Below are 12005 nucleotides of genomic sequence, written 5' to 3' on the forward strand. Positions count from 1 at the left end.
GTGAGTGTGTGGGTAGCGGGGCGACCCAAGTGAAATATGTTTATCCTATACACCTTGCAAGCGGCTTCTCACGGGGAACAGTATACGGTGGCACTCAACAGCGATCAACTTTGCTTGCTCGCACTCGGCGCGAACTTGCCCCATGCGGGCAGAACGCCGTCCGACACCCTGCGCGTGGCCCTTGACGACCTGGCGGCCAGGGGCTGCTCGATCACCGCTGTCAGCCGGTTTTTCCGCACCCCCGCCTTCCCGGCAGGTCACGGACCGGATTACATAAATGCCGCTGCCTGCCTGCACCACGGCGGATCGCCCGACACGCTTCTGGCCCTGCTTCACGATGTCGAGGCAACCCATGGCCGCGCGCGGGCCGAACGCTGGGGACAGCGCACGCTCGATCTCGATCTGCTGGCCGTCGGAAATTTCGTGCTGCCCGATCACGCGACGTGGAATCACTGGCACGAACTTCCCCCCGAAAGTCAGACCCGCATTGCCCCCGACCGGCTGATTCTCCCGCACCCCCGGCTACAGGATCGCGCCTTCGTGCTGATTCCGCTGGCCGACGTGGCGCCCGACTGGGTGCATCCCGTGCTGGGCCAGAGCATCGCCGACATGTGCGCAGCCCTCCCCCCCGAGGCCGTGGCCGAGATCGTGCCGGTCGCCCCGCCCCCCGGTCCGTCGACCTAACCCGGCCGATCCTCCATGAGCACCAGCAACCGCCGCGCCAGGTCGTGCGAAAACCCCTGCGCCGCGCGAAACGGTGCGAACCGGTCCTCGCCATCCCGCATCGCCTGGTGATAGTCGATCATGCCTTGCGCAATACTCTCGGCATCCGGCGTGATCCGGCACAGCCCGATATCGGTGAGATAGGTATAATCGGCCGGCAAGAGCGGCGTGATCGACCCTGACAGAATCGGTCGTTGCCGGGCAATCGCCTCATAGGGGTTGTGCCCGATACCACCGAAAAGCGTATGCCCCATGAAAACGCCGTATCCCAGTTCGAACCACGTCCCCATCTCGCCATAGCTGTCGGCAAGGAAAAATTCGTCCTGCGCCCCCGGCAACCCTTGGACCGAGCGTCGCGGCACGGTCAGATCCCGCGCCCGGGCAATCGCGGCGATTTCTTCACCCTGTTCTTTCCAGCGCGGCACAAGGATCAGCTTCAGTCCCGGCACCTCGCGCCGCGCACGGCCCCATGCGTCGATCAACGTCTCGATCTCGTTATCGGCCACCGAACCGCAAGCAAAGACCGGCGCATCCCCCCAGCGCGCGCGCATCTCGCCCAAAAGCGTCTCATCCACCCCCGGCGCGGGGGCATCCATCTTGAGATTGGGATGATGCACCACCTCGCAACCCGGCCGAATCCAGCGTTCCGCCTCTTCCACGCATTCCCGCCGAAACACGTGCAGCAGGTCGAAATGCGCCATCGCCCAGCGGCCAAGGCCCGGCCTGCGCCCGACCAGACGCCCCAGGCGGCCATTGAACTGGCCGTTGACCAGCGCGATGGGAACATCTGCCTCCACCAGCCCACACAGCGCATTGGGCCACATGTCGCCCTCGCCATAGATCGCCAGATCGAACCGCCAGTGATCGAGAAACCGCCGCGTCGCCCGGTGAAAATCCAGCGGCGCGAGCATGACAATCAGCCGCCCGTCGCTCTCCTCGGCGAGTTTCGCGAATGTCTTCTGCGCCGCCGCCACCCGTGTCGTCACCAGGCAGGTAAGACTGGCATCCTCGGCCAGCAACGCCCGCGCCAGCGTCAGGTTCGCCGTCGAATCCCCCGGCCCGATCGAATGCAGCCAGACCACGCGCCCCTCGGGCCGGGCGGCCATCCCCCGGGCCACGCGCTCCGGCGCGCGCTCGGCATTTTCCTCACCCGGACGCGCCCGGGCACGTCGGCGCACCAGCGCCACCGCCAGGGCTTCGGGAATCGCCCGCATCAGCCCGAAATAGGCGCGCAGCATCCACCGCTCTGTTGCGCGCATTGCCGCCCATGCCCGGCTCAGGTTATCGCGTTTGTCCGTTTCCCCCATATCACCCCGTCCTTGCCAATCCGGCGCCCCGGTGACTGGACAGGCCCGGGACGCACGCCTATGAAGGTATGATTGCTTTCCTCATGCCAGACAATGCCATAGCCGATGCAGAACCGCGTTTTCGCCCTCATCCCCGCCCGCATGGAAAGCGCGCGCCTGCCCGGCAAGCCGCTGCGCAAGATCGCGGGCGTGCCGATGATCGTGCATGTTGCCAAGCGCGCCGCGCTCTCGCCCCGCGTGACCAAGGCCGTGGTCTGTACCGATTCCATCGAGATTCTCATGACCTGCGAGAAATACGGGATCGAGGTCTGCCTGACCCGCTCCACGCATCAGAACGGCACCGAGCGCATCGCCGAAGCGGCCGAGGTCATGGGCCTGACCGATGACGACATCATCGTCGATGTGCAGGGCGACGAACCCTTCGTGCGCCCCGAATATATCGAAGAAGTGGCCGATTTCACCGCCCGCACCGGCTATGGCTGCGTCGTGCCGCACCAGATGATCGACGAATACGGCAACCTCAACCGGGTCAAGATGGTCTCGCATGACGACCGGGTGATCTATTTCTCGCGTGCCGATGTGCCCTGCCATTTCGGCGAGATGCCGCAACCGCTCAAGAAACATCTCTCGATCATCGGCTTTCGCCTTCCCGCGCTGCGTCGTTTCGTCTCATCCCCGCCGACCCCGCTCGAAAACACCGAGCGGATCGAGCTGATGCGGCTTGTCGAACTGGGCGAACCGATCGGCACCTTCCTGCAAACCGGCACCTCGCTCTCGGTCGACACGCCCGAGGATTATGAACTCGCCTGCCGCATGATGGAGCGTGACCCGCTTTATCGCGAACGCATCGAGCGTGAAATCGCATGAGTGACCCGATCCGCCACATCTCCTTTGACCTCGACGGCACGTTGATCAATTCCTTCGCCATCATGCAGGAGGCATGGGAGGCTGCGACCGAAAAACTGCGCATCAATTGCGGCTTTGCCGAATACCGCCGCTATGTCGGCCTGCCGTTTCCCCGGATTCTCGAACTGCTGGGCCTGTCGAATTTCGAGATGGAGCTGAACGAGCTTTATTTCGCCCATACCCGTCGCCTTTACGACCGGATCGACCAGATCGACGGCGCGTCCGGGCTTCTCGACTGGTGCCGGGAACAGGGGTTCGGCACCTCGATCATTACCTCGAAACCGCGCGCCAATTCCGAACTGATCATCGAACGCATAGGTTTCAGCGTCGATGCGCTGGTCTGTGGCGATGACCTCACCCGCGGCAAACCCGACCCAATGGCGGCCCGGATCGTATGCGAACAGACCGGCGCCACACCCGCCGAAATGCTCTATGTCGGCGACATGATCTTCGACTTTCAATTCGCTCTGAACGCCGGCATGCGGTTTGTCATGCTGGCTCCCGACGGGGGCGCGCCGCTACCGCGCAACCTGCTCAACCATGTTGACCGCATCGGCACGCTTGCCGCGGTCAGGGATCACGTGGGCTGACCCGCAAGGCGGTCACCACCCTGCCCGCAAGGGCCAGAACGCCGCCCCCTCGGGCGACGACTCTCTGCTTGTATTCCCCGCCAAGCCGCACTATGAAGTCGGTTTCTGATGTCCCTGCCCCAACCCGGAGTTCCACATGGCCCGCGTAACCGTCGAAGACTGCGTTGACAAGGTTCCCAACCGGTTCGATCTGGTGATGCTCGCCGCACACCGTGCGCGCGAATTGACGGCCGGTGCGCCGATCACCGTCGAGCGCGAGAACGACAAGAACCCCGTCGTCGCCCTGCGCGAAATCGCCGATGAAACCCAATCGGTCGAGGACCTGCGCGAACGCCTGATCGAATCGAACCAGAACCAGATCGAGGTTGACGAACCCGAAGATGACGCGATGGCAATCCTGATGGGTGCCGAAGCCGACAAACCGGCCGAGGACGACCTTTCGGAAGAACAATTGCTGCGCGCCCTGATGGAAGCCCAGGGTCAGAGCTGAAAACGCCCCGACCCCAACCCCGGATGCGGACCGGATGATCCCCGTAGACGATCTGATCGAACTGGTCCGCGCCTATAACCCGAAGACCGACGAGAACCTGATTCGCGCGGCCTATGATTTCGGCATGGCCGCGCATGAGGGTCAGGCACGCCATTCCGGCGAGCCGTATTTTTCGCATCCGGTCGAGGTCGCCAAGATTCTCACCGGCCAGCGGCTTGATGACGCGACGATCATCACCGCCCTTCTGCATGACACGATCGAAGACACCGGCGCCTCGTTTCCCGAGGTCGAAAAGCGGTTTGGCCGCGAAATCGCCGATCTCGTCGACGGTGTGACCAAGCTCACCAACCTGCAACTCTCCTCCACCGAAACAAAGCAGGCCGAGAATTTCCGCAAGCTTTTCATCGCCATGTCGCGCGATCTGCGAGTAATCCTCGTCAAACTCGCCGACCGGCTGCACAACATGCGCACGATCAAGGCGATGCGCCCCGAGAAACAGGGCCAGAAAGCGCGCGAAACCATGGACATCTATGCACCGCTCGCCGGTCGCATGGGGATGCAATGGATGCGCGAAGAGCTTGAGGATCTCGCCTTCAAGGTGCTCAACCCCGAGGGGCGCAACTCGATCATGCGCCGCTTTGTCACCCTGCAAAAGGAAACCGGCGATGTGGTCGAACGCATCACCGGCGACATGAAGGCCGAACTGAAAAAGGCCGACATCCGGGCCAAGGTGCTGGGCCGGGCAAAGAAACCCTATTCGATCTGGCGCAAGATGCAGGAGAAAGAGCTCTCATTCTCGCGCCTGTCCGACATCTACGGCTTTCGCATCCTCGTCGACAGCGAAGAGGATTGCTATGCCGCCCTTGGCGTGATCCACCGTCGCTGGCGTGCCGTGCCGGGCCGGTTCAAGGATTACATCAGCCAACCCAAGTCGAACGGCTATCGCTCGATCCATACCACCGTCTCGGGCCGCAACGGTCGCCGGGTCGAGGTCCAGATCCGCACCTGGCAGATGCATGACGTGGCCGAATCCGGCGTCGCCGCGCATTGGTCCTATCGCGACGGTGTGCCCTCCGAGAACCCGTTCGCGGTCGATCCCGCGAAATGGGTGGCGGGCCTCACCGAACGCTTTGACAGCGAAGAGGACCACGAGGATTTCCTCGAAGCGGTCAAGCTCGAGATGTATGCCGACCAGGTATTCTGCTTCACCCCCAAGGGCGAAGTGGTCAAGCTGCCGCGCGGGGCCACGCCGATCGACTTCGCCTATGCCATCCACACCCGCATCGGCGATGCCTGCGTCGGGGCCAAGGTCGACAACATGCGCGTGCCGCTCTGGACCCGGGTCAAGAACGGCCAGTCGGTCGAGATCATCACCGCCGAAGGCCAGACACCGCAGGCCACATGGCTCGACATCGCCGTGACCGGCAAGGCCAAGACCGCGATCCGCCGCACCCTGCGCGAGGTCGACCGCGAACGCTTCATCAAGCTCGGGCGCGAACTGGCACGGGCGGCCTTCGACCATGTCGGCAAACGCGCCACCGACAAGGCGCTCGAAACCGCCGCCCGCAATCTGCGCCTTGAGGATCGCAACACCCTGCTCGCCCGGCTCGGCTCGGCCGAGATCACCGCCCGCGACGTGGTGCAATCGGTCTATCCCGACCTCGTGCCGGACAAGTCCGAGGAAATCTCGACCGAACGCGCGGTCATCGGCCTCGGCGCCGACCGGATGATGAGCCGTGCGCCCTGTTGCCAACCGTTGCCCGGCGAACGCATCGTGGGCATTACCTATCGCGGCCGTGGCGTGGTGGTGCACGCGATTGATTGCGACGTGCTCTCCAGCTACGAGGACCAACCCGCCCGCTGGCTCGACCTGCATTGGCAACCCGGGCGCCACCCGGCCGTCTATGCCGTGACCCTCGATCTGACCATCGGCAATGATGCCGGTGTTCTTGGCCGGGTCTGCACCTTGATCGGCGAGCAGAAGGCCAATATCTCCGACCTGCGGTTTGTTGACCGCAAACCTGATTTTTTCCGCCTGCTGATTGACGTAGACCTGAGCGATGCCGAACATCTCCACCGCGTCACATCGGTCCTCGAAGCCGATAACGACGTGGCGGCCATAAGCCGTCACCGCGACCCCGAGCGCGCAGGCCAACGCATCGCGCAGAACTGACGCCCCAACCGCAAAGGCAACAGGGGTCCGCGCACCGAAAGGAAGGAGAGAAGACCGTTGGTCTTTAGACGACGCGACAGACGGCCCATCTGGAAGATCGTGGCGGAATTCTTCTTTCCGCGCGGCGGATGGTGGCGCGCCGCGCAATATGTCCGTCATCGCCTGCACCGGCTGCCCGATCCGCCGCACAAGATATCGCGCGGGATCTGGGCCGGGGTCTTTGCCGCCTTCACCCCGTTCTACGGGCTGCATTTCGTCATCTCGATCATTCTTGCACGGCTGATGCAGGGCAATATCGTGGCGGCATTGCTGGCCACGTTCTTCGGCAACCCGCTCACCTATATTCCGATCGCCCTCGTCTCGCTCGGCACCGGCCACTGGCTTCTGGGAACCGAGTTCGACCCCGAACACGCGGGACGCTCGCTCGCGGGCAAGTTCAGCGACGCATGGGCCGACCTGTGGCAGAACATCATCGCGATTTTCACCGGCGCGCCGCAGAACTGGCATCGCCTTTCGGTCTTTTACGACGAGGTGTTCTTTCCCTACATGATCGGCGGCATCATTCCCGGCATCATCGCCGCCTCGACCTGCTACTACCTCGCCGTGCCGGTCATCCGCGCCTATCAGAACCGCCGCAAGGGCCGGTTGAAGGACAAGCTTGAAGCGATCAAGCGCAAACGTGCCGAGTCCAAGGCTCAGGACAACGCGACCGGCGACTGACCCGCGTCGGGCACCCCGAACGCGGCTGAGCCAATATCCGATTCACCCCGGCACCCAAAGCCATTACCCTACGGTCAAAGATCGAGGGAATCACCGAATGACACAACCGGGCAAACTCCGCCTTGGCGTGAATATCGACCACGTCGCCACCGTCCGTAACGCGCGCGGCAGCGCCTATCCCGACCCGCTGCGCGCCGCCAAACTGGCCGAAGAGGCCGGGGCCGACGGCATCACCGCACATCTGCGCGAAGACCGCCGCCATATCGGCGACGCCGATATCGAGGCGCTGATGTCGGGCCTTTCGGTGCCGCTCAATTTCGAGATGGCCGCCACCGATGAGATGCAGCAGATCGCCCTGCGCCACGTGCCCCACGCCGTCTGCATCGTCCCCGAAAAGCGCGAGGAACGCACAACCGAAGGCGGGCTCGAAGTCGCGCGCGAAGAAAACCGCCTCGCCCATTTCATCGCCCCGCTGCGCGACGCGGGTTGCCGCGTGTCGCTCTTCATTGCCGCCGACATCGCCCAGGTCGAGGCGGCGGCGCGAATCGGCGCACAGGTGGTCGAGCTTCATACCGGCGCCTATTGCGACCTGCACGCCGAGGGCAAAGTCGCCGAACGCGACGCCGAGCTTGCGCGCCTGCGCGAGATGTCGTCACATGCCCATTCCCTCGGACTTGAGGTCCATGCCGGCCATGGCCTGACCTTCGACACCGTGAAACCCGTCGCCGCCTTTCCCGAGGTCATGGAACTCAATATCGGTCATTTCCTGATCGCCGAGTCGATTTTCATCGGCCTGCCCGCCGCGCTCGCCGAAATGCGCCGTTTGATGGACGAGGCGCGCGATGGCTGAGCCTCTGGAATTTCTCTCTGCAACGCTGGCCTTCGCCGTGATCGCGATCTCACCCGGCCCGGCGAACCTGGCCGCCGCAAGTGTCGCCATGGCCACCGGGCGCGCCAGGGGCATGCGGTTTGCCCTGGGCCTCGGATTGGGTTTGTTTTTCTGGGGCGTGCTGGCCGCAATAGGGCTGGGCGCAGTGCTGCAATCGACAGGATGGGCACTGACGATGCTCAAGATCGTCGGCGCGGCCTACCTATTGTGGCTGGCGTTGCAATCGCTGCGCGCCGCCGCGCGTGACGACGCCACGACGGTCGCCCGCGCCACGCCGCGCCGCCTGTTCCTGGCCGGGCTTATGCTCAACCTGTCCAATCCCAAGGCCATATTCGCCTGGATGGCAACGCTGTCATTGGGGCTCGGCGGGGGCGGGCATGATTATGTCCCGCTGATGCTGCTCTGCGGCCTGATCGGGCTGGCCAATTACATCGGCTGGGTCGCGTTCTTTTCCACCGGGGTGATGATGCGCGCCTATATGCGCGCACGGCGCTGGATCGAGGTTGGCGTCGGTCTGCTCTTGGGTGCCGCAGGGCTGTCGCTCTTGCGGTCATCGGCCAATCAATGATCCTCGGCATTGGCACCGACCTTGCGAATATCGACCGGATTGCGCGCACGCTCGACCGGTTCGGCGACCGTTTTCGCAACCGCGTCTTTACCGAGGTGGAACAGCGCAAGGCCGAGCGCCGCCGCGACACGCCCGGCACCTATGCCAAGCGGTGGGCCGCCAAGGAAGCCTGCTCGAAGGCGCTCGGCACCGGGTTGCGCATGGGCATCGCGTGGAAGGACATGGCGGTCTCGAACATCTCGACCGGCCAGCCGGTGATGCATGTCACCGGATGGGCCCGCGAACGGCTCGACGAGATGACCCCGCCGGGGCACGAGGCGATCATCCACGTCACCCTGACCGACGATCACCCCTGGGCCCAGGCTTTCGTTCTGATCGAGGCCCGCCCACTGCCCGAGTCCGACCCGACACCGTCCGCGTCGCGCTCCGCGCACTGATCCGACGCCGCGGTCGCGCGCCCGTCAGCGCGCGCGACGTTAACCTCCATGCCCGAACCCGCCACCCGCTGACCCGGCAGCCGCGCGACAGCCGGATGTCAGCCGGATGTCACCCCCCGATTCGGCGCCGCGAAGCCGCGTTAACCCTCCTTCCCGCAGATGGCCTTGACACCCCTGCCCCGGCCCCGCATGAAGCGGGCACAATGACACCCAGGAGGTCCGCCCATGGGCGAAAAGAGCAGCTTCGCAGGTTCGGTACTCGAAACGATCAAGACGATCGTCTATGCGCTTCTCATCGCTGGAATTTTCCGGACCCTGTTCTTTCAGCCCTTCTGGATTCCCTCCGGGTCCATGAAGGACACATTGCTGGTCGGTGATTTTTTGTTCGTGAATAAAATGGTTTACGGCTATTCCCATGCGTCCTGCCCGTCCATCCGCATCGCCAGCCTCGGCCTCGACATCGACGCCGAAGACATCTGCGGCTGGATGAAATCCGACAATTCCCGCATCTGGGGCGGCGAACCCCAGCGTGGCGATGTCGTCGTGTTCCGCCACCCGGTCTCGGGCTCGGACTACATCAAGCGCCTCATCGGCCTCCCCGGTGACAAGATCCAGATGCAGCGCGGGCAACTCTTCATCAACGGTGAACCCGCCCCAACCGAACCCGCCGGCACCTTCACCGAACGGTTCGAACCCCAAGGCCCCGAGGGCCGCACGCCCCGCTGTGAAAACGGCCCCGTCGGTGCAGGGGGAATCTGTGAAAAATCAAGGTATTGGGAAACACTTCCGGGCGGCCTCAAACATGCGATCCTGAATGTCACCATGCAGGGATCGGACAATACCGGCGTCTATACCGTGCCCGACGGGCATTACTTTTTCCTCGGCGACAACCGCGACAACTCCACCGACAGTCGCGTCGCCCAGACCGCGGGCGGCGTGGGCTACGTGCCCTACGAAGACATCATCGGACGTGCCGACCGGATCATGTTCTCGTCGGCCGGTCGCTCGATGCTGTTTTTCTGGACATGGCGTTCCGACCGCTATTTCAAGGCAATCGAATAATCGCCGCGCCCAGCATCTGGACAGCGCCCCCCATTCGCTCCATTTAGGGCCTGTCATGAAACTTGCACGCGACATTAAGGAGTTCGAAACCCGACTCGGCCATAGTTTCGCCGATCCCGGGCTCTTGATCCGTGCGCTCACCCATGCCTCGATTTCCTCGCCCACACGGGGCGACAATCAGCGGCTGGAATTTCTCGGAGATCGCGTGCTGGGTCTTGTCATGGCCGAGGCCGTGCTCGATCACGATCCCGAAGCCAGCGAGGGCCAGCTTGCCCCGCGCTTCAACGCGCTCGTGCGCAAGGAAGCCTGCGCCGAAATCGCGCGCGAGATCGACATCGGCGCGGTGCTCAAGATTGGTCGCTCCGAAATGATGACCGGCGGGCGGCGAAAGACCGCTCTTCTGGGCGACGCGATGGAGGCGGTGATTGCCGCCGTCTATCTCGATGGTGGATTTTCCGCCGCACGCGATCTTATTCTAAGGCTATGGGGTAAAAGAATAAAAACCGTCGACACCGACGCTCGCGACGCCAAGACCGCGCTTCAGGAATGGGCCCAGGCGCGCAAACTTCCACCGCCTGGCTATAACGAATTGAAACGCGAAGGCCCCGATCACGCGCCGGTCTTCACCATCGAGGCCCGGCTCGCCACCGGCGAGGCCGCCCGGGCCGCCGCCAATTCCAAACGCGCCGCCGAACAGGCCGCCGCCAAGGCCCTTCTGGACAAGGTAGAAACATGACCACACGTTGCGGCTTTGTCGCCCTGATCGGAGAGCCCAACGCGGGTAAATCGACGCTCACCAACCACATGGTCGGCGCCAAGGTGTCGATCGTGACCCACAAGGTCCAGACCACCCGCGCCCGCATCCGTGGCGTGGCGATCGAGGGTGATGCCCAGATCGTTTTTGTCGACACCCCCGGCCTCTTCCAGCCGCGCCGCAGACTCGACCGCGCCATGGTCGCCGCCGCCTGGGGCGGGGCTGCGGATGCGGATATCATCGTGCTCCTGATCGAAGCGCATCGCGGCATCACCGAAGGCGTGGAGCGTATCCTCGAAGGGCTCGGGGATTTGCCGCAGAGCCGGCACATCGCCCTTGCCATCAACAAGATCGACCGCGTAGAGGCGCCGCAACTGCTTGAATTGACGAAGAATCTCAACGATCGCTTCGCGTTTGAAAAGACCTTCCTTATCTCCGCCGAAAAGGGATATGGCACGAACGATCTTCGTGCCTGGCTGGCCGAAACGCTGCCCGAGGGGCCGTGGCTCTATCCCGAGGACCAGATCGCGGACCTGCCGATGCGCATGATCGCCGCCGAGATCACCCGTGAAAAGCTCACCCTGCGCCTGCATCAGGAACTTCCCTACCAACTCACCGTCGAAACCGAAAACTGGGAGGAGCGCAAGGATGGCTCCGCCCGCATAGATCAGGTGATCTATGTCATGCGTGACGGCCACAAGGGGATCGTTCTGGGAAAGAAGGGCGAAACCATCAAGGCCATCTCGAAACTCGCCCGCGAAGAACTCGAAGAATTCCTCGGCCGCCGCATCCACTTGTTTTTACAAATCAAGGTGAGGCCCAACTGGCTTGAGGAAAGCGAACGTTATTCGGAAATGGGACTCGAATTCAAAGATGGGAACTGACCTGTCGCTTCACCTGACCGAACATGCCTTGAAAGGCGTGTCCCGCCAGAGGTGTGCAAGGGGCCTTGATCGCGCGCCCATGCCCGTGTCGCCATGTCCCGCCTGACCGCCGAATTCTGGGTGCATGCCTATCTCGCCCGGCTGAGGCTCCATGACATCCCCGCATTCGTCACTGCCCATGGCGACGACACGTCGGGCGCGGTGCTGGTCAAGCTCAACACGCTCGACGGACAGGCGCGCGCCTACCATCGCACCTTCGACCCGATGACCGGCGCTCGCAAATGGGACCTTCTGGCCGAAGGCGGCGAAACGGATGTCGATGCGTCCATTGCGAAACAACGCGGCTTCGATCCCGATCTCTGGGTCGTCGAGATCGAGGACCGCACGGGTCGCCACCTGCTCGATGCGCCGGGTCTTTCGGGTTGATCCTCCCACACGGTAACGCGGCGTCAGACCCAGTTACGTGACGGCCAAACTCTGATGCGCTGTTGCCCAATTGCCT

The 12005-nt window shown here is 63.5% G+C and carries 14 protein-coding genes; 13 read left to right on the top strand and 1 reads right to left on the bottom strand.

The annotated features are described in order from the left end of the window. Positions 1-36: 36 nt before the first annotated feature. Entirely contained in the window at positions 37-684 is a 648-nt protein-coding gene (folK, locus tag FLO80_RS14755; RefSeq protein WP_111362453.1) for a 2-amino-4-hydroxy-6-hydroxymethyldihydropteridine diphosphokinase, read from the top strand. On the opposite strand, the gene FLO80_RS14760 is transcribed toward folK, so the two are convergent. After that, positions 681-2030 carry a 3-deoxy-D-manno-octulosonic acid transferase gene (locus tag FLO80_RS14760; RefSeq protein WP_111362454.1) on the bottom strand — a complete coding sequence of 450 codons (1350 nt, stop codon included), beginning with the start codon at positions 2028-2030 and terminating at the stop codon, positions 681-683. The genes folK and FLO80_RS14760 overlap by 4 nt on opposite strands. Before the next feature lie 105 nt (positions 2031-2135). On the opposite strand from FLO80_RS14760, the gene kdsB reads away from it, so the two are divergent. The 12 genes from kdsB (at position 2136) to FLO80_RS14820 (ending at position 11929) form a co-directional block, all read left to right on the top strand. Continuing rightward, positions 2136-2897, top strand: coding sequence for a 3-deoxy-manno-octulosonate cytidylyltransferase (kdsB, locus tag FLO80_RS14765; protein WP_111362455.1), 762 nt, complete (start codon positions 2136-2138; stop codon positions 2895-2897). Beyond that, positions 2894-3526, top strand: a complete 633-nt coding sequence (locus FLO80_RS14770; RefSeq protein ID WP_111362456.1) for an HAD family hydrolase — start codon at positions 2894-2896, stop codon at positions 3524-3526. The genes kdsB and FLO80_RS14770 overlap by 4 nt, the downstream gene beginning before the upstream one ends. A gap of 136 nt (positions 3527-3662) precedes the next feature. Next, positions 3663-4016, top strand: a complete 354-nt coding sequence (rpoZ, locus tag FLO80_RS14775; protein WP_111362457.1) for a DNA-directed RNA polymerase subunit omega — start codon at positions 3663-3665, stop codon at positions 4014-4016. A gap of 34 nt (positions 4017-4050) precedes the next feature. Beyond that, on the top strand, positions 4051-6189 hold the full coding sequence (locus FLO80_RS14780) for a RelA/SpoT family protein (protein ID WP_111362458.1): 2139 nt from the start codon (positions 4051-4053) through the stop codon (positions 6187-6189). A 57-nt stretch (positions 6190-6246) separates the two neighbouring features. Then, entirely contained in the window at positions 6247-6909 is a 663-nt protein-coding gene (locus tag FLO80_RS14785) for a DUF2062 domain-containing protein (RefSeq protein WP_111362459.1), read from the top strand. 97 nt (positions 6910-7006) lie between these two features. Further along, on the top strand, positions 7007-7759 hold the full coding sequence (locus tag FLO80_RS14790) for a pyridoxine 5'-phosphate synthase (RefSeq protein ID WP_111362460.1): 753 nt from the start codon (positions 7007-7009) through the stop codon (positions 7757-7759). Next, positions 7752-8366 carry a LysE family translocator gene (locus FLO80_RS14795; RefSeq protein WP_111362461.1) on the top strand — a complete coding sequence of 205 codons (615 nt, stop codon included), beginning with the start codon at positions 7752-7754 and terminating at the stop codon, positions 8364-8366. The genes FLO80_RS14790 and FLO80_RS14795 overlap by 8 nt, the downstream gene beginning before the upstream one ends. Then, the gene (acpS, locus tag FLO80_RS14800; protein WP_111362462.1) at positions 8363-8803 is read left to right on the top strand and encodes a holo-ACP synthase; all 441 of its coding nucleotides are present in this window, start codon (positions 8363-8365) and stop codon (positions 8801-8803) included. Before FLO80_RS14795 ends, acpS begins: the two co-directional genes overlap by 4 nt. A 225-nt stretch (positions 8804-9028) precedes the next feature. Further along, positions 9029-9865 (top strand): signal peptidase I, encoded by an 837-nt coding sequence (gene lepB, locus FLO80_RS14805; protein WP_111362463.1) that lies wholly within the window; start codon positions 9029-9031, stop codon positions 9863-9865. Positions 9866-9920: 55 nt separating this feature from the next. Beyond that, positions 9921-10601: a ribonuclease III gene (gene rnc, locus FLO80_RS14810; protein WP_111362464.1), complete on the top strand. Its 681-nt coding sequence runs from the start codon at positions 9921-9923 to the stop codon at positions 10599-10601. Continuing rightward, on the top strand, positions 10598-11503 hold the full coding sequence (gene era / locus FLO80_RS14815; protein ID WP_111362465.1) for a GTPase Era: 906 nt from the start codon (positions 10598-10600) through the stop codon (positions 11501-11503). Before rnc ends, era begins: the two co-directional genes overlap by 4 nt. Positions 11504-11596: 93 nt before the next feature. Beyond that, the gene (locus FLO80_RS14820) at positions 11597-11929 is read left to right on the top strand and encodes a DUF1491 family protein (RefSeq protein ID WP_111362466.1); all 333 of its coding nucleotides are present in this window, start codon (positions 11597-11599) and stop codon (positions 11927-11929) included. The last annotated feature ends 76 nt before the right edge of the window (positions 11930-12005 follow it).

The sequence above is a fragment of the Aquicoccus porphyridii genome (assembly GCF_008369105.1).
Taxonomy (GTDB): Bacteria; Pseudomonadota; Alphaproteobacteria; order Rhodobacterales; family Rhodobacteraceae; genus Aquicoccus; species Aquicoccus porphyridii.